This is a genomic window from Leadbettera azotonutricia ZAS-9 (assembly GCF_000214355.1).
GTDB classification, from domain to species: Bacteria; Spirochaetota; Spirochaetia; order Treponematales; family Breznakiellaceae; genus Leadbettera; species Leadbettera azotonutricia.
The window spans coordinates 2,341,675-2,359,228 of record NC_015577.1 but is presented as its reverse complement, the minus strand read 5'-3'; the positions used below and the strand labels follow the sequence as shown (position 1 = coordinate 2,359,228).

Genomic DNA, 17,554 nt, shown 5'->3' with positions numbered 1-17,554 from the left:
ATGCATCAGAACCCGTGTATCTTCCTTATTTTGTTTCTGGTTTTTGCCTCTTGCGCCTCATCCCCCAAAGCCGCCAGCCCGAATGAGGACGGAAGCCCCGGTTTTGGCCTTCTCCCCCTGGGGGCGCGGGTGTATCTTTGGGCTGATGTGAAAGAGGGGAGGCCCCTTCTGGATGCCCTCTCCTTTCAGGGGCTGGACGGCAAGGACGCCCGGGATGTGCTGGACAGGACAGGGACTGCTGCTGCGGCCTTTTACCCTGAACAGGCAGCCCAGCGTTTCTTTCTGGCAGGCTGGGGTTCTTACCCCAGTACCAGGGCAGGTATTTCCATGGCCTTTAGCCGGGACTGGAAGCATGCCAAATCCGAAACAGGAAAGAAATTCTGGTTTTCCAAAGGCTGGGGCCTTGGCGTAGCCATGGGGTCAAAGCTTGCCCTGGCGACCGATAAAGATCCTTTTGCCCCGGGGGGCGCGGCAAGTCCTGAGGGCTTTGAAGAATTCCGCAGGGCTTGCGTTTTTGCAGGCTGGATGCCCGAGCCTGGGGAAGCTTTGAACCGTTTCCTCCAGGCCATGGAGATTCCCATCAAGATCCCTGCGGAAGAATTTTTCTTCGGGGCTGCACGGGCAGGGGGAACTGTCAGCGGAGCTCCCCCCGGTGGAGATGAGAAGTGGGAGCTTGCAGCCCGTATCAGAACCCCCTCCCCAAGCCAGGCAAAAGCCCTTGTTACTCTTTTTGCCATGGCCCGCATGTTCATAGGCAATGCCTCGGGCAGCGAGGCGTCCGGGGGCGTCCTGCCCCTGCTTTTTGCCAATATCCCGGTTCAGGACGGGGCGGATCTCAGCCTGCGTTCAGGGGTTTTGGATACAAAAGAAATCGCTTTACTTTTTAACTCCTTTTCAGTATATTCTAGTAAATAAAAGGGAAATGCCATGCCGACTTATGGATATGAATGCAAAAGCTGCGGTCACACCTTCGATGCTTTCCAAAGCATGAGCGATGCGCCACTCAAAATCTGCCCACAGTGCGGCAAGGAACTGAGGCGCCTCATCAATGGCGGAACCGGCATTATTTTTAAAGGTTCCGGGTTTTACGTTACCGACAAGAAGGGTGGGAGCGGCAGTGTTGCTTCAGGCAAGTCTGATAAACCTGAAAAAAAGGACGCATCAAGCCCGGCCCCGGCCTGCGCAGGCTGTGCCGATTCATCCTGCCCCAAAGCTGCCAACAGCTAGAAAAAGCTTGAAGCTCCGAAAATTGAAGGGGATAAAAAATTCCGGCAGCCGGTAAAAAAAAGGGTTCCAAAAATCCCCGTTTTTTCTGCGAAAGCTGCGGCTCCGAAGTCCCCCTTAATGCCAAAAACTGTCCCAGTTGCGGAAAAATATTCGCCTCGGTCCGCTGCCCCAATTGCAGCTTCACCGGCGAAGAGGGCCTCTTCCGCGACGGCTGCCCTGTCTGCGGCTACTCAGCCCCTCCGGGGGCCAGGCTCATCCCCTTCCCTCAAGAGAAAGAAACCCGGCATCCCGCAGGCTCCCTGCCCTTATGGGTTTACCTTACTGCAATCTTGGCCCTCTTCCTTGTTATCGGGGCACTGGTGTTCCATCTGTTTTAGGCATCAAACCGTAGGTTGCCCATATGGACATGGGACAGCTTCTGCCTGGCTCTTTCTGCAAGGGTCCTGAGGCGGGCCGGATCGGTGGGAGGCGCGTTCCATTTGTAGTCCGGGTGGTAGGCGGACAGATGCCAGGGAATTTCCCCGGAAATTCCGGCAATGAAATCCGCGGCCTTGTCCATCTCTTCGTCGCTGTCGTTCAAGCCGGGCACAACCAGGGTGGTTAGCTCTATGTGCACGCCCTTTTCGTGGGCCCTGGAGATAAAGGCAAGGATCGTATCCAGATCCCCTCCCAGGGTCTTGGCATAGGTTTCACCGGAAAAGCATTTGAGGTCGATGTTGGCAGCATCGGTCAGGTTAAGAATTTCTTCCGCCGCTTCAGCGTTTATGCAGCCGTTTGTTACCAGCACATTGGCAACCCCATTATTGCGGGCTTCCTTCATGGCGTCCAATAGAAATTCAATGTGTATAAGGGGTTCTGAATAGGTGTATGCAACCTGGGGAGTTGCTTCGGCTTTTGCCATGGCGATGATCTCCCTGGGGCTGACGTGGCGCCCCCGGGTATCTATGTTTTGGGAAATATGCCAGTTTTGGCAGAATGGGCAGCGGAGGTTGCAGCCCGCAAATCCAATGGAAAGTATGGTCGATCCCGGGCGGAAATGGTAAAGGGGCTTTTTTTCAATCGGGTCCCGCGCAAGGGCGGTGATGAAACCATAGAGGGGGATTTTTAGGGCGCCCCCCTCATTAAGGCGGGCCTTGCAAAGACCCCTGGCGCCTGGCTTTATGGTGCACTGATGGGGGCAGAGCCTGCATATCAGGGTTCTTTTTTTCTTCATCCAATACAGAAAAAAAGCGGGGTGAGGGCATTACATTTTTGCAGGAGCCTTGGGCTTCATAAAATCTTCACGGAATTCCCGGCTCTTTTGGATGAATTTGATAGGCTCATCAACCTCGAAGGGCTCCAGGATCACGCCATGCGCGCCCTTGCGTATCCAGAGTTTTATCAGGGGAACGCCTTCACCCTGTTCTGTGACCGCCGAGGGGACCTCCTCCACATGGAGCACGTCGGACAGCTTGAATTCCATGACCGTCGGGTTAGCCCCTACAGGGTCGTAAATCAGGATGAGTTTGTCCTTTTCAGTGGGATGCTGCTGGGGATAACCCGAAAAGGGGACCCCGTTTGCAGGCGGCCCTTTGCTGTATTTGGCGATATCGCTCATGGGCAGGTATTCGAGGTAACTTGAAACCATTACATCACTCCATTAGTATAAGTATACTTATACAAGACCGATTAATCAAACTGCCAAAAACGGGAGCGCAAACTTGAGCGATGCAAACACAACTTTAATTTTCCAGGGGAATAATCTCGTTGTTCCCGAAGGCCCAAATGCCGGCATTATAGATGAAGATAAGGGGGATTGTTTTACCATTCCTTCTGTGGACGGTTCGGATGATATTTCAGCCATCATGCTGAAAAATTCCGTGCCCCTCCCGCCGGAATGGAAATCTGTGCCGCTGCGGCAGGCCCTGGATTCCATGACCGGGGGCGTCATGGCTGACGGGGTAGGGCAGGTGGGGCGCATGCTCAGGGCTTACCACATAGCCCTCTGGAGGCAGGATTCCCGTTTTTGCGGCACTTGTGGGAATCCGAACAAGGATGCGGAAACAGGAGAGCTGGCCCGCCAATGCCCTGCCTGCGGCCGCCTGGAATTCCCCAGGATTTCTCCGGCGGTGATCACCATCATCGTCAATGACAAGGGCGAAGCCCTGTTGGCGCACAACAAGAAATTCGTAGGCGGGGTGTATAGCCTCATCGCAGGTTTCAACGAGGCCGGAGAAAGCCTGGAGGCTACTGTGGCCCGTGAGACCAAAGAAGAAGTAAATATTGATGTCACCGGCATCCGTTATGTGCGTTCCCAGCCCTGGCCTTTCCCGAATTCCCTTATGCTGGGTTTTACTGCCCGTTATGCAGGGGGGGAAATCAAGCCTGACGGCGTAGAAATCGAAGACGCCCGCTGGTTCTCCAGGGAAAAGCTGCCGCCCCTGCCCGGAAACGGGTCGGTCTCGCGGTACCTTATCGGGCTTTGGCTGGACGGGGCTTTATAAGATGCCAAAAAGCCTAGTACAGGCTATTCCCTTTATTGTCAATAATGATAAAAACAGGCAGATCCTTAACCGTGATGAGCCTTACCGCTTCCATGCCCAATTCCGGGTAATCCAAAAGCTCGTTTCCGGTTACATTTTCTTCTGACAGCAATGCTGCGGCTCCGCCTATGGTTCCAAGGTAAAATGCCCCATAGCTGCTGCAGAGTTTCTTCCATTCAGCGCTCCTGTTGCCTTTTGCCACAGTAACGAGGGAGCAGCCCCGGGACATGAATTCTTCTCCATACGGATCCATGCGCCCCGCAGTGGTCGGCCCCAGGCTCCCGATAACCTTGCCGGGGGGAGTTGCAGCAGGCCCTGCGTAGTAAACAGGGTACGCATAAAGATATTCGGGCAGGGCTTTTCCTTCTTTCAGGAGATTGTGCCATTTTAAGTGGGCCGCATCCCGTGCCATGAGGAGTTTGCCCGAAAGGAGAATTTTATCCCCCACATTGAAATTACTTAATTCTTTGCAGACCTCTTTTATGCCCTTATTAACACTAATACGCTTAATGATAGCAGTATTGCTGTCAAAGGTTTTAAGGTTGATGCCGCGTTCTTTTAAAAATTTTGCCGGGTCTGTTACGGTTTTTTCCAAATGCAGCCCTTCGCTGTCGATATACGCATAAAGATTGCGGTGAGCCGCGCAGGAGACGCCTATGGAGACAGGGCAGGAAGCCGCATGCCTTGGAAGCCTTAAAACCCTGGCATCCAGGAGCAGGCTTGATCCGCCAAACTGCGCGCCCAGGCCCGTGCGCCTTCCGATACTCATTGCTTTCTCTTCCCACTGTTTGTCCCGTCGTATCCATGGGAGGCTTGCGGATTTTTCCTTGTCTTCCCCCGGTTCAAAATAGGGCGCACTATCAAGGGCTTCGGCGCTTGCAAGCTTGCAGGCTTCCAAATTGAATTCCGGGCTGGTTCCTCCAACCACCACTGCCAGCCTGTAAGGGGGGCAGGCAGCCGTCCCCAGGGCCTTGATTTTTTCTTCAAGAAATTTCTCAAATGCCTGCTCTTCAAGCAGGGATTTGGTCATGGAAAAAAGGCTTGTCTTATTGGAAGACCCTCCTCCCTTGGCTATGAATAAAAAACGGTAAACAGGATTTTTCCCTGACGCGTGTATCTGGATTTGGGCAGGGAGGTTGTTCCCGGTATTGAATTCATCAAGAAAAGAAGAAGCCCCAATTTGGGATAAGCGCAAATTGTTTTTTTTGTACGCCGCGCCAATGCCTGATTCAAGCCAGGCATCGTCATCCCCGGAACCGGTAAAAACGTTTTCGCTTTTCCAGCCGTAGATGACGGCGGTTCCCGTGTCCTGGCAGAGGGCAAGCTCCCCTTTTGCGGCAATCACTGCATTGCGGAGCAGGGCATTTAACACAAAACCATCATTGCCAGGTTTTTTGTCGTTTTCCGCAAGCGCAAGCTGTTCTGCCAGCATGGCAAGATGGGACTCCCTGAAAAAAAAAGAAAGCCTCCGAAAGCCTTCTTCCGCCGCCTGGCTTAATAAACCAGGGGGGATAAAGAGCCGCCCGTCTATGAAACGCGGCCTTTCTCCTTCTGTATCAATGAGCTCAAAGGATGTTTGCTTAAAAGCTTCTTCGACGAGAGGCTCAAAACCACCTCTCATTTTTCGCTTCTCGAAATTTCGGAAATGCGCCAGGAATCGTTATGGTATGCAATTTTTAGTATGTCGGTATATTCCAATCCCTTTGGCTGGGGCGGGACATAATCCGGTTTCATGATTTCTTCCGAGCTCGGAGGCTCGCTATCCCCGGCCATGTTGGCCGGAACCCAAAGGGTATAGGCTGCACGGAAACTGACTTCGCCGTCGCTTTCATCGCTGTCAAGGGTCGTGAGCTTAAGGCCCGTAACGCCAAAGACGGTTCGGTCCGTAACAGGGGAACCGTCGTCAAGCCATTTTTGGGCAGCATAATTTGCTTCCGAATAGGTTTCGTACGCCTGCCTTACCCGGGTAATGACAAAAAGATTTATCACCATATCAATGTCGCCTTTTCCGGCTTTGTTGATGACGCATCCTTCCATTTGGGTATGATCCAAATTTTCAAAAGCGCCATAGTAGGTTTCCGCAACCTGGACGGGGGCCATGCCCTTGGTGTTGGGGAGATCTTTCTGGTGGTTTATATATCCCCTGGTGCCAAAAACGATCACCAAAGCCAGGGCGGCGCAGCTTATGAGGATGGCAGTGTTCCGCGCCACAAAACGCCTGGTTTTTACTTTCAGTTCCCTGTTTTTTTTATTTTGTCCCTGTTCAATCCGTATTTTAGCCAGTTCCTCTTCCGAAAGCGCAGTAAACCAGGATAAGGCTTTTTTTGACCCGGGGCTTCCCAAAGCTTCGTTCAGCATATCGGGCGAAGGCCGTTTCTTTGCATCGGGATTTTTCTTTATAGGGCTGATGGCGTCAGCGATAAGGGCGGCCAATTCTGCGTCAAACCCCGGGGCTGCCAGCCCCGGACGCATGAACACGCCTTCCCGTATATCCTGACGAAGCACTTCATCATTTTCCCGGTAAAAAGGAGGCGCCCCGCAGAAGACCGCATAGAGCATGGCGCCTGCGCTGAAAACAGTTTCCTCATCATTTTTAAGATCTGGATGCACCCACTGCTGGGCCGCGACAATTGCTTCGTTCCCCTGGGCTTCGATGCAGCGCTTCACAAGCCTTTCGGGGGGGAAGAGCAAGGTTCCTTTTGGATAATCCGCACTCGTTTCCGTTACGACGAAAACGCCGCTGGCGCCGGGGTAAAGGAATTCTGTCTGCCCTATCATGGCCCTGGCTGTTATCCAGAGCCGTATAGCGTCCAGGGCTTCATCCTTGCGGTTGCCATCCCTGACGAGGGCATCGAGACTTTCCCCCGGAAATGCAGGTCCCCAGATGATCATGGTTTCTTTCTCGTATACTCCGGAAGCTTTCCAGGTTTCCATCCGCCTGTCGGGAAAAACAATCCATCCCTTCTGGGTGATAAATTGCGCCATTTTGGCTTGGGCAAAAGCCTGGGCATCCAGGCCCGTGTCGAAACCCAATTCCTTTTTTCCGTCCAGGTCAAAATTGAAAATCCTTTCTGTCATTCTCATCTACCTCTGGGCGAATAGAGATACCTGAAATAATCCATGTTTGTCGAAAGGGTCTTGTCGAAATTGGGAAGCGTAGTCCTGTAGGATTCGACAGCCCTCCAGAAATCAAAGAAGTCCCTGTCTCTGTTGTAGGCTTCGGCATAGGTGCGCGAAGCATCGGCATCCGCGGCGCCCCTTATGGCCTCGGCCTTGGCATAGGCATCCGAAAGTATGGACATCCTCTCGTTGCTCATGCGGCCCATCCACTCGGCTTTTTTGCCTTCTCCTTCCGAACGGCGGTATTGGGCAATCTGGTTCCGTTCCTTGATCATCCTGGCGTACACGCTTTGGGTAAGTTCGTCGTTGTAGCGTATCTGCCGGGTTACCACATCGATAAGCTCAATGCCGTATTCGGGGACCATGCGCCGCGAGCGGGCAAGAATTTCCTCCGCCAATTGGCGGCGGCCCCTTAAAATGGGCTCCCTGGTGCCTTCGCTTTCGATTACCTGCGGTGTAAGGATGTTCTCGCCTTCGGAAGCGGCGGCTTCGCTGTTTTGAAGCTGTTCAAGTATCATGTTGGAATTACGCACTGATTCGCGGAGATAATTTTCGGCTGTGACAGTACGCACTTCGGAATCTATAACCTCAGCCAGCTTCTGGTAGGCCGCGTCTATGGTTTTGATGGATTCATAAAACTTTTTGGGGTCCGAGATCCGCCACCTGGCGGTAACATCCACCCAGATGTACTGCTTTTCCCTGGTGGGCATGCTTTTCTGCTCCCCGTCCCAGGCCATGATGCGCTTCGGGTAGCGCACTACATCATCGATAAAGGGCACTTTGATATGAAGCCCTGCTTCGGTTATTACATCCGTGAGGCGGCCCATTTGCACTATTACTGCGAGCTCCCCTTCATCAACAACATAGAAGGGCCCCATGATAAGGACCGCAATCACAATAATCGCAAGTACAATTATAAAGGTAAAAAACTTTTTCATTATCTTCCCCCTTCCGAAGCCGAACCGCCCAAATTCCGTAAGGGAAGGAAGTTGTTGAACTGCCTGTCTATGATGACCGTGTCTTTATCATCCTTGAACACTTCTTCTATCATTTCGTAGTAGAGCCTCTGGCGGGTAACTTCGGGAGCCCGGCGGTATTCTTCGAAAACCGCGTTGAAGCGGGCCACGTCCCCTATCGCCTTGTTGACCCTTTCTGCGGCATAGCCCTGAGCCTCCTGAATGAGCCGTTCGCGTTCGCCCCTGGCCCTCGGGATCTCTTCGTTGTAAACCTGCTGGCCTTCGTTGATGAGGCGGTTCATGTCCTGCTCCGCCTTGTTCACATCGTCAAAGGCTTCCTGCACTCCCTGGGGTGGATCGATGTTCTGGAGCTTTACGGCGATGACGTCGATTCCCAGGCCGTACCCCCGGAAGGTTTCGTTCATGAATTCGGCGCCTGCCGCTTCGATGGCGCTCCGCTCAGGCCCCATGATGTCCATGATGGCCCTGTCGCCCACCAGCATGTTGATGGCCGATCTGGATACGTCCCTTATAGTCCGGGAACGCTCGTTCACATTGAAAGTCCATGCCATGGGATCAACTATCCTGTACTGGATGATCCACTCCACAGTAACAATGTTGAGATCCCCGGTGAGCATGGTGGATTCAATCGCATTGCCGGAATAAGTTGCGGATATTCCGGAGGTAAGGGTTCTGAAACCGAACTGTTCGGTCTGGACGCTTTTGACATTTACGATGTACTGCTTGTCAATGCCGAAGGGAAGCTTGTAATGCAGCCCCGGTCCTGTGGTGGTTGAGTAACGCCCGAAACGGGTAACTATCGCTTCCTCGGTTTGATCCACGATGTAGAAACTGGTAAACAAGAAGATGAGAACAGCAATGACTATGATAGTCAAAGCTATTGTCCCGGGATTGAGGAATTTCGCCGCTTTGGGCGGCGTGAAAATGGCCATAGGCGCCTCCGTCTCCTGTTACTTTACACAATTTTCAAAAAAATATATAGTTATTGATATGATATTCCCCCTTGAAGAACTTATCGAATACGACAAGAACATGTACGAGATTACCTCAGCCGCTTCACGCCGTTCCTATCAGCTTTCCATGCTGAAGGACCCCGAAATCGGAGAAAACGACGGTAAAGTAGTCTCCCTGGCCGCCCGCCAGGTCTTTACCGACGAGATACAATTCCGCCTAAGCGACGAATAGGCCCTATGCCGGCGTTCCCGGTTCCCCCCAAAAAAGCCCTCATCCTCTTTGGCCCCACAGCCTCAGGCAAAACTTCTATTATAGGAGAACTTTTTATCAAGGACAGGATCTGCCCTGCCGAGATAATCTCCGCCGATTCCATGCAGGTTTACCGAGGCATGGATATAGGCACCGCCAAGCCTTCCCCTGAAGAGCAGTCCAGGCTCCCCCATCACCTCATAGACATCCGCGACCCCAAAGAGCAGTTCAACGCAGGCGAATTTGTCCGCCTGGCTTCCGAAGCCATCCAGGGAGCCGCAAACAGAGGGGCCTTGCCGGTGGTTTCGGGGGGCGCCGGCTTCTACCTCAAAAACCTCATCATGGGCCTCCCCGAATCGCCTCCCTCGGACGCAGCCATACGCCTCGCGTTAAGAGGGGAATTGAAAGAAAAAGGCGCCCGTGCGTTGATGGACGAGCTGGCTGCCTCCGACCCCATAAGCGCCGCCCGCATCCACATCAACGACGAATATCGCCTTCTGCGGGCCTTGGAAGTCTTCCGTCTTACCGGGAAGCCCCTAAGCTCCTACAGCCCCGGTTCCCGCCCAGAGGGGGGTGAAAAACAACCGCCCAGCCAATTCCTCATCCTTGGCCTGAAACGCGAACGCGAGGATCTCTACCGCCGCATAAACGCCCGCTGCTCCGCCATGTTCAAAGCCGGCCTCCCCACGGAAGCGCAGCGGCTCTTTGACGCCGGTTATACCCCGGCAGACCCGGGGTTGAAGGCCATAGGGTATAAAGAGTTTTTTATAGATGAACCGGACGGGGCATACAGGATTTCCCGGGATATTCCCGGAGTGGAAGCCTTTGTTGCCCAAAACAGCCGCCATTACGCCAAACGGCAGATCACCTTCTTCGCATCAATTCCGGGGGTCAGGTGGATAGACATTGGGGTTGGGGAAAACCAGGCGGCGGACGCGATAAAACGGGAACTGGAAGGGTTTTTTAATCAATAAGCGGAATTAGTGTTCCGCAAAAATCTCCGTTTGTACCAGCAGTGTGTATTCGGGAAGGAACTTTGCGGGAGCGTTATTAGGGGCGCAGGTAAAAATCAGTAGTACATCAGACTTTTCCAGAGCAATGACCACCTCAATATCCCGGCTTCTTATGGTCTGTACGGCGACATAGGAGGGAGGGGCGGTCATTTTACCACAGGGGCTGACTTCCCGAATGCGGTCGAGGTACAGCAGGGCATATCGTTCCCGCTTCTCCTCTTTTATTGTTCCAAAGACGAGATTCATTTCCAGCGCGCAAATCAGGTGTATCGGCCTAAAGATCTTCTCAATCGGTTTTTTCCCGGAAAAGGCATAACTAAGCCGGACGGCGGTATTGCTGTTTAGCGCATGCATCAGGGGTTGTGCAACTGCCCCGAAATCCGTATCCAAGACCATGTTATTCAACAGCACACTTGCTTTGCCCTTGGACTGATTTTGTCCCTTCGGAAAGGGCAATACCTTATCCACCAAAGAGGCAATGAAAGCTTGCTGCCATTCCGGAATGGCAGCTGTCCGGGGATGGACCTCGGCGGCCATAGTTGGCAGTGGATCTTCAGGGTCATCCTTTAAAACAGGAAGCTGGAAGTTGGGATTGGTATAGAAATATCCTTTTTTCTGATAGTCATAACTTAAAGGAGCATGAAATTTCGCTTTTAGGGAGGCAATATCGCCTGCAATGGTTCGGGAATTGACCGATTGTCCATACTTTTCCACATAATCCCGGGCTAAAGATACCGTCGTGGGATAGAAGTTTTCCCGTATTTTCTTGTCAATGAAATACATTCGGTGGACAGACGGTTTAAATGGCACCATGATCAAAACCCCATGTTCAATTTAATAGGGGTATTTCCATGCAACTAGCATGCAATTCTATGCATAGTGATTGACTAATACTTGTTACAATGCATATAAATTCATTGTAATGGAATTTGAAGCGGATGAAAGAATTTTATTTTGATTCCTAAGATTCTGCTTCGATTATTTAAAGTGTACTCAAGCCCTACCAAAGGAGTGGTGTTATGAAACAGAGAGTGCTTTGGAAGACAGCTTTGCTGTTGACGGCAGTATCGTTATTTTTTGGATGTTCAAACCCCTCAGGAGGCAGCGGCGGCGGCGATGTGGATATTTTGTTCAGCGGCTTGACCGCCAACGGGTCTGCCTCCGCAACTACTACAAAACTGACATTGACTTTTGACAAGGACATTGACGGCCTTTCCGCCGGGGACATCACCCTGACTGCCGGAACTACCAGCGCGGCAAAGGGCGCGATTGCCAAGACCGGAACCGGCGTCTATGACCTGGCTCTGAGCGGTATTACTACAGGCGGCCCGGTAACCGTAACGGTGGCAAAAACAGGCTATGCCTTTGCTCCCGCATCGAAAACCGTGACCGTGTTTTTTTACACAGATCCCAGCGCGACCGCAGCAGCGTTCAGCGCTTTGACCGCCAACGGTTCCGCCTCCGCAACTACCACAAAACTGACATTGACTTTTGACAAGGACATTGACGGCCTTTCCGCCGGGGACATCACCCTGACTGCCGGAACTACCAGCGCGATAAAAGGCACGCTTGCTAGGACCGGAACCGGCGTCTATGACCTGACCCTGAGCGGGATTACCGCAGGCGGCCCGGTAACCGTGGCGGTAGCAAGAACAGGCTATGCCTTTACCCCTGGGTCGAAAACCGTGACCGTGTTTTTCTACACAGAGCCCAGCGAGATCGCGATAGCGTTCAGCGCTTTGACCGCCAACGGTTCCGCCTCCGCAACTACCACAAAGKTGACATTGACTTTTGACAAGGACATTGACGGCCTTTCCGCCGGGGGCATCACCCTGACTGCCGGAACTACCGGAGCGATAAAAGGCGTGCTTGCCAGGACCGGAACCGGTGTTTATGACCTGGCTCTGAGCGGGATTACCGCAGGCGGCCCGGTAAGCGTGGCGGTGGCAAAAGAAGGCTATGCCTTTACCCCTGGGTCGAAAACCGTGACCGTGTTTTTCTACACAGAGCCCAGCGAGATCGCGGTAGCGTTCAGCGCTTTGACCGCCAACGGTTCCGCCTCCGCAACTACAACAAAGCTGACATTGACTTTTGACAAGGACATTGACGGCCTTGATTCCGGGGACATCACCCTGACTGCCGGAACTACCAGCGCGATAAAAGGCGTGCTTGCCAGGACCGGGAGCGGCATTTATGACCTGGCTCTGAGCGGGATTACCGCAGGCGGCCCGGTAAGCGTGGCGGTGGCAAAAGAAGGCTATGCCTTGACCCCCGCATCAAGAACCGTAACGGTGCTTAAAAGGTCAGGAGCGGGAGACCTTACCCTCGATCTAAGCTTTACCCAGATTGCCGATGTGGATATTACTTTACCGGACATAATTCTGGACAAGGACGGTTCCGGCGGCAGCACAACCGCGACGATTACACTGACCAACAGCAGCCAATACACAAGCATACAGTGGCTGGTGGACGGCAGAGAACTTGTGGGCGAAATCGGCAGCAGCCTTACATTGTACGCGGCCAATCCCGTATACGGCGGCAAGGCAGAACATTCATTAAGCGTGGAAGTTGTAAAGGGCGGTGTGTGGTATTCAAAGACCGTTGACTTCCTGGTGCAGCAATAAGGGAGGAGAAAAAAATGAAACGAAAAACAACAATACTGGCATTGATAATCGCCGCGCTTTTTATGGCAAGCTGTGATAATATCGCTTCACCGGAAACATCCCTGAACGGGAATTCTCAAACCGGTCTTTTCGTTCTGAAGATTGACAGCCTTAGTACAGGACGGACGATTCTGCCTGCAGCAAACATAAACGATTTTGAGAAATTTGATCTGACCTTCACTGCCGGGGGGCAGAGCCCGGTCATCGTTTCCAAAACCAGGGCGGAAATAGGCGAGGCCATTGAGCTTGCGCAGGGAACCTGGGCTCTGGAGATAACTGCCTATATCACCGGCCCTGGGGAGGAATTAGTTCCGGCAGCCAGGGGAAGCGAATCCGATATCCAGATCGTTGCGGGGACAACGGTAAGCAAACCCGTTGCCCTGAACGCGATTGTCAGCGAGGGAGAGGGGACTTTTGCCTATACCGTAAACTACCCGGGATGGGTTGCGATTGCGCAAATGACCATAACGCCCCTTTCCGACGGTGGGACAGCGGAGCAGACCCTGGACTTTATAGTTTCTGATCCGGCTATCGGCGCCCTGGCTCTGAATGCCGGGTATTACCGGGTGGTAACCGCCTTAACCTTTGAAGACAACAATGCGGGGAAACATGAGATTCTCCACATCTACAAGAACCTGACAAGCAGCGTAACATACACCTTTACCCCCGCAAATTTTGAAGCGATTACGGTTACCAGCACTGCGGATAGCGGGACAGGCACCTTTCGGGCGGCCCTGAACAACGTGTCCGACGGGGGCGCTGTCAAGGTAATGCTGCCCGTTGGGAGCGTGATCACTCTAACCAATGCTCTGCCTGAAATCAACAAGAGCATATCCATCGAAGGGAACGGCGTTATTCTTGACGGCAGCGGCATTGGCAATACGTCGCAGTTATTGAATATAAGCAACACATACGCGGCTGTGGTTATCAAAAGGGTCCACTTCAGAAACCGGACTACCAGTGGTGGTTATGGCGCTGCCATACGGAATGACGGGATCCTGACTCTCCAGTCCTGCATTTTCAGCGGGAATAAAACTACCGGCTCATATGGTGGGGCTGTCTATACTAGCGGTACACTCACCGTGCAGGGTTGTACCTTCTATAATAACACATCCGGCTCTTATGGCGGTGCAATTTATAGGTACGGCGGAACCCTGACCTTTACCGGCAATATCTTTTACGGGAATACTGCAACATATGGGGGACCCATTGTATACGGCGGTGGCGGTACGGTAACATCAGGCGGCTTTAATATGACGGACAAGCCGGATGGAGCCGGAACTGACCAAAGCGGATGGACCTTTACTGGCAGTGATACACAGGTAAGCGCTATACCCTTTGGACCTGTAAGCTTTAAATTAAGAACAGGCGTTCCGGCTGCAATAACAACACGCCCCGAGGGCTATCCTGAAACGGACTTCTACGGCGAGCCCATACCCGCTTCAAATGCGGCGGCAGGGGCGGTACAGGCTGTTTCAACAGGGTATTACCTGGACTTAGGGGTAAGTGGCTCCGGCATGATCAGTGTAAACGCGGGAAGCGCCAATGCAGACGGCCTTTACGATTCCGGCATCTCGGTAACCCTGGAAGTAACAGACGGAAATGAAGTATTTTGGTATTGGACGTTGAACGGAACCCAGCTGCCTGCACAGGTAACGCCGAAACAATACACCCTAACGATGGGCGGCGATACTGCTGTCGGTGCGGTATTCTGCAACGAGGTTACCAGCGTTAATAATACCGGGACAGGCACCTTGCGGGCGGCCCTGACCAATGTATCTGACAGAGGCGTCATCAGGGTAACTCTGCCCGCAGGGAGTGTTATCAATCTAACCAGTGTTCTGCCCGAAGTTAACAAGAGCATAACCATCGAAGGGAATGGTGTTATTCTTGACGGCAGCGGCATTGCCGAGACCGGTGATTACTCGCAGTTATTGAATATCGGTTCAGCGGGTGTGGTTATCAAAAGGGTCCACTTCAGAAACCGGACTAACAGTGACTATGGCGCTGCCATACGGAATAGTGGGAATCTGACCCTCCAGTCCTGCATCTTTAGCGGGAATAAAACTACCGCATCAAATGCCGCTGGCGGGGTTATCTACCACAACGGCGGCGCACTCACCGTGCAGGGTTGTACCTTCTACAAAAATCTATCTAATGCATCCAATTATTCTGGCAGTGCGATTTATAACGACTTCGGAACCCTAATCCTTACCGGCAATATCTTTTACGATAATACTGCATCATTATATAGACCTATCGTAATCAATCAATGGGGTACGGTAATATCAGGCGGTTTTAATGTGACGGACCATCCAGGCGGAACCGACCAGAGTGGATGGACCTTTGCCAGTAGCGATACACAGGTAAGCGTCATACCCTTTGGACGTGTAAGCTTTAAATCGGGAAAGAGCGCTTCGGGTGTAATAACAGCGCGTCCTGAGGACTATCCTGATACGGACTTCTATGGCGATCCCATACCCGCTTCAAATGCAGCGGCAGGAGCGGTACAGGCTGCGGTTACAGGCTATGCCCTTGATTATGGGGCAAACGGCTCGGGCACAGTCAATATAATCTCAGGCAGCGCCAATGAGGACGGTTTTTACAATCCCGGCACCTCGGTAACACTCCAGGCAGCGAACGGTATGGAAGTGATTCATTACTGGACGCTGAACGGAACCCAGATGCAGGCGCCGCCAACGCTGAATCTGTATACCCTAACAATAAACGATGATACTGTTGTCAGGGCGGTATTCTACAATGAGGTTACCAGCGCTGCGGATGGCAGCGGGACAGGAACCTTACGGGCAGCTCTGACCAATGTATCTGACGGAGGTACCATCAGGGTAACTTTGCCTGCCGGGAGCGTAATCAATCTTACCAGTGTTTTGCCATCGATCGCAAAGAGCATAACCATCGAAGGGAACGGTATTATTCTAGACGGCAGCGGCATTGCCGAGACCGGTAATTACTCGCAGTTATTGAATACCGGTTCAAGCGCGGGTGTGGTTATCAAAAGGGTCCACTTCAGAAACCGGACTAACAGTGTCTATGGCGCTGCCATACGGAATAGTGGGAACCTGACCCTCCAGTCCTGCATCTTTAGCGGGAATAAAACTACTGCATCAAACGCTTATGGCGGGGCGGTTTACCACCACAACGGCGGCGCACTCACCGTGCAGGGTTGTACCTTCTACAATAACACATCCGGTTATAGTGGCGGCGCAATTTATAGCTCCAGTGGAACCCTGACCTTTACCGGCAATATCTTTTACGGGAATACCGCAAGTTATGGGCCCATCGTAGGCGGCGGTACGGTAACATCAGGCGGCTTTAATATGACGGACAAGCCGGACGGAACCGAAAGCAGTCAGAGCGGCTGGAACTTTACCAGCGGTGATACACAGGTGAGCTCTATACCCTTTGGACCTGTAAGCTTTAAATTAAAAACAGGCATTCCGGCTGTAATAACAACACGCCCTGAGGACTATCCTGAAACAGACTTCTACGGCGATCCTATACCCGCTTCAAATGCGGCGGCAGGGGCAGTACAGGCTGTTTCAACAGGGTATTACCTGGACTACGGGGTAAGTGGCTCAGGTACAGTCAGTGTAACTGCGGGCAGCGTAAATACAGACGGTTTTTATGACTTCGGCGCCTCGGTAACCCTGGAAGCAACAGAGGGAAGCAAAACATTTTTGTACTGGACTCTGAACGGAACCCAGCTGCCGACGCAGCCAACTCCGAAACAATACACCCTAACGATAAGCGGCGATACTGTTGTCAGGGCGGTATTCGGCAGTGAGGTTACCAACGCTGCGGATACCGGGACAGGCACCTTGCGGACAGCCCTGACCAACGCATCTGACGGAGACACCATCAAGGTAATGCTGCCCACCGGGAACGTTATCAACCTTGCCACTGTTCTGCCCCAGATCACCAAGAGCATAACCATCGAAGGGAACGGTGTTATTCTTGACGGCAGCGGTATTGCCGGAACCGGCAATACATCGCAGTTATTTTATATAAGTGGTTCGAGTACGACTGTAGTTATCAAAAGGTTCCACTTCAGGAACCGGACTACCAGTTACTATGGAACTGCCATAGGGAATACCGGGAACCTGACCCTCCAGTCCTGCATCTTTAGCGGGAATAAAGCCGGATCAAACGGCGGGGTTATCTACCACAGCGACGGCGTACTCACTGTGCAGGGTTGTACCTTCTATAATAACACATCCGGCTATGGCGGTGCAATTTATAAGTACGGTGGAACCCTGACCCTTACCGGCAATATCTTTTATGGGAATACCGCAAGTTATTATGGGCCCATCGTATACAACAGCTCCGGTACGTCGCCAACATCAGGTGGCTTTAATGTGACGGACAAGCCGAACGGAACCGGAACCAGCCAAAGCGGATGGACCTTTACCGATGGCGATGTGCAAGTGAGCGAGCTTCCCTTTGAACTGTCAAGCTTCAAACCAAAGGCAGGCGCATTGGGGGTAATAACAACACGCCCTGATGACTATCCTGAAACGGATTTCAACGGAGCTCCCATACCCGCTGCAAACGCGGCCTCGGGGGCAGTACAGGCTGCGGCTTCGGACTAGTTGGATTATGATCCCGGTCCGTCTGGGAAGTTTCCAGGCTTTTTGGACGGACCGGGTACACTGTATTGGATACTGAATGATTTTCTCCACCCGGAGGTATTCCTTCCTTAACTTTTTCGACCTTGCGGTTAAAACTCTTATTCTTTGCCGCAAGGTTGTTGATTTGTCCGGCGCATAAAATCATAGTACTTTGTCAGTGTATTAACTAATTCTCCATGG

14 protein-coding genes are annotated in these 17,554 nt (G+C 52.5%); 7 read left to right on the top strand and 7 right to left on the bottom strand.

Annotated elements, in window-relative coordinates:
- Both TREAZ_RS10345 and TREAZ_RS10340 read left to right on the top strand, forming a co-directional pair.
- The gene (locus TREAZ_RS10345) at positions 1-915 is read left to right on the top strand and encodes a hypothetical protein (protein ID WP_015711795.1); all 915 of its coding nucleotides are present in this window, start codon (positions 1-3) and stop codon (positions 913-915) included.
- A gap of 12 nt (positions 916-927) precedes the next feature.
- Positions 928-1,227, top strand: a complete 300-nt coding sequence (locus tag TREAZ_RS10340) for an FmdB family zinc ribbon protein (RefSeq protein ID WP_015711794.1) — start codon at positions 928-930, stop codon at positions 1,225-1,227.
- Between the two features lie 373 nt (positions 1,228-1,600).
- On the opposite strand, the gene amrS is transcribed toward TREAZ_RS10340, so the two are convergent.
- Both amrS and TREAZ_RS10330 read right to left on the bottom strand, forming a co-directional pair.
- On the bottom strand, positions 1,601-2,440 hold the full coding sequence (gene amrS / locus TREAZ_RS10335) for an AmmeMemoRadiSam system radical SAM enzyme (protein ID WP_015711793.1): 840 nt from the start codon (positions 2,438-2,440) through the stop codon (positions 1,601-1,603).
- A gap of 30 nt (positions 2,441-2,470) precedes the next feature.
- The gene (locus tag TREAZ_RS10330) at positions 2,471-2,854 is read right to left on the bottom strand and encodes a hypothetical protein (protein ID WP_015711792.1); all 384 of its coding nucleotides are present in this window, start codon (positions 2,852-2,854) and stop codon (positions 2,471-2,473) included.
- Between the two features lie 73 nt (positions 2,855-2,927).
- Here TREAZ_RS10330 and nudC point away from each other — a divergent pair, with 73 nt between their 5' ends.
- Positions 2,928-3,710, top strand: a complete 783-nt coding sequence (gene nudC, locus TREAZ_RS10325; protein WP_015711791.1) for an NAD(+) diphosphatase — start codon at positions 2,928-2,930, stop codon at positions 3,708-3,710.
- 13 nt (positions 3,711-3,723) lie between these two features.
- Here the strand turns inward: nudC and TREAZ_RS10320 are convergent, their stop codons facing one another.
- From TREAZ_RS10320 to hflK, 4 genes are read right to left on the bottom strand one after another with little or no spacing between them, the layout of a single operon-like run.
- A complete protein-coding gene (locus TREAZ_RS10320) occupies positions 3,724-5,370 on the bottom strand; it encodes a FumA C-terminus/TtdB family hydratase beta subunit (protein ID WP_015711790.1) in 1,647 nt (548 codons plus the stop codon).
- On the bottom strand, positions 5,367-6,827 hold the full coding sequence (locus tag TREAZ_RS10315; RefSeq protein WP_015711789.1) for a protein kinase family protein: 1,461 nt from the start codon (positions 6,825-6,827) through the stop codon (positions 5,367-5,369). The genes TREAZ_RS10320 and TREAZ_RS10315 overlap by 4 nt, the downstream gene beginning before the upstream one ends.
- 2 nt (positions 6,828-6,829) lie before the next feature.
- Positions 6,830-7,807, bottom strand: coding sequence for a protease modulator HflC (gene hflC / locus TREAZ_RS10310; RefSeq protein ID WP_015711788.1), 978 nt, complete (start codon positions 7,805-7,807; stop codon positions 6,830-6,832).
- Positions 7,807-8,778 carry an FtsH protease activity modulator HflK gene (gene hflK / locus TREAZ_RS10305; protein ID WP_015711787.1) on the bottom strand — a complete coding sequence of 324 codons (972 nt, stop codon included), beginning with the start codon at positions 8,776-8,778 and terminating at the stop codon, positions 7,807-7,809. Before hflK ends, hflC begins: the two co-directional genes overlap by 1 nt.
- Positions 8,779-8,836: 58 nt before the next feature.
- Here hflK and TREAZ_RS10300 point away from each other — a divergent pair, with 58 nt between their 5' ends.
- Together TREAZ_RS10300 and miaA are read left to right on the top strand one after the other, a co-directional pair.
- Positions 8,837-9,031 (top strand): DNA-directed RNA polymerase subunit omega, encoded by a 195-nt coding sequence (locus tag TREAZ_RS10300; protein WP_043923044.1) that lies wholly within the window; start codon positions 8,837-8,839, stop codon positions 9,029-9,031.
- Positions 9,032-9,036: 5 nt separating this feature from the next.
- A complete protein-coding gene (gene miaA, locus TREAZ_RS10295; RefSeq protein WP_015711785.1) occupies positions 9,037-10,023 on the top strand; it encodes a tRNA (adenosine(37)-N6)-dimethylallyltransferase MiaA in 987 nt (328 codons plus the stop codon).
- Positions 10,024-10,029: 6 nt separating this feature from the next.
- Here the strand turns inward: miaA and TREAZ_RS10290 are convergent, their stop codons facing one another.
- Positions 10,030-10,875 carry a hypothetical protein gene (locus TREAZ_RS10290; RefSeq protein ID WP_148257790.1) on the bottom strand — a complete coding sequence of 282 codons (846 nt, stop codon included), beginning with the start codon at positions 10,873-10,875 and terminating at the stop codon, positions 10,030-10,032.
- 206 nt (positions 10,876-11,081) lie between these two features.
- Here TREAZ_RS10290 and TREAZ_RS10285 point away from each other — a divergent pair, with 206 nt between their 5' ends.
- Both TREAZ_RS10285 and TREAZ_RS10280 read left to right on the top strand, forming a co-directional pair.
- Positions 11,082-12,686: a hypothetical protein gene (locus TREAZ_RS10285; RefSeq protein ID WP_043923043.1), complete on the top strand. Its 1,605-nt coding sequence runs from the start codon at positions 11,082-11,084 to the stop codon at positions 12,684-12,686.
- 14 nt (positions 12,687-12,700) lie between these two features.
- On the top strand, positions 12,701-17,335 hold the full coding sequence (locus tag TREAZ_RS10280; RefSeq protein ID WP_015711783.1) for a beta strand repeat-containing protein: 4,635 nt from the start codon (positions 12,701-12,703) through the stop codon (positions 17,333-17,335).
- Positions 17,336-17,554: the final 219 nt, after the last annotated feature.

What these genes read in the sequence shown, in the direction of transcription:
- hflK (WP_015711787.1), bottom strand. Translation starts at nt 8,778, where the DNA reads ATGGCCATTTTCACGCCGCCCAAAGCGGCGAAATTCCTCAATCCCGGG.
- amrS (WP_015711793.1), bottom strand. Translation starts at nt 2,440, where the DNA reads ATGAAGAAAAAAAGAACCCTGATATGCAGGCTCTGCCCCCATCAGTGC.
- miaA (WP_015711785.1), top strand. Translation starts at nt 9,037, where the DNA reads ATGCCGGCGTTCCCGGTTCCCCCCAAAAAAGCCCTCATCCTCTTTGGC.
- TREAZ_RS10320 (WP_015711790.1), bottom strand. Translation starts at nt 5,370, where the DNA reads ATGAGAGGTGGTTTTGAGCCTCTCGTCGAAGAAGCTTTTAAGCAAACA.
- hflC (WP_015711788.1), bottom strand. Translation starts at nt 7,807, where the DNA reads ATGAAAAAGTTTTTTACCTTTATAATTGTACTTGCGATTATTGTGATT.
- TREAZ_RS10330 (WP_015711792.1), bottom strand. Translation starts at nt 2,854, where the DNA reads ATGGTTTCAAGTTACCTCGAATACCTGCCCATGAGCGATATCGCCAAA.
- TREAZ_RS10315 (WP_015711789.1), bottom strand. Translation starts at nt 6,827, where the DNA reads ATGACAGAAAGGATTTTCAATTTTGACCTGGACGGAAAAAAGGAATTG.
- TREAZ_RS10345 (WP_015711795.1), top strand. Translation starts at nt 1, where the DNA reads ATGCATCAGAACCCGTGTATCTTCCTTATTTTGTTTCTGGTTTTTGCC.
- TREAZ_RS10340 (WP_015711794.1), top strand. Translation starts at nt 928, where the DNA reads ATGCCGACTTATGGATATGAATGCAAAAGCTGCGGTCACACCTTCGAT.
- TREAZ_RS10290 (WP_148257790.1), bottom strand. Translation starts at nt 10,875, where the DNA reads ATGGTGCCATTTAAACCGTCTGTCCACCGAATGTATTTCATTGACAAG.
- TREAZ_RS10280 (WP_015711783.1), top strand. Translation starts at nt 12,701, where the DNA reads ATGAAACGAAAAACAACAATACTGGCATTGATAATCGCCGCGCTTTTT.
- TREAZ_RS10300 (WP_043923044.1), top strand. Translation starts at nt 8,837, where the DNA reads ATGATATTCCCCCTTGAAGAACTTATCGAATACGACAAGAACATGTAC.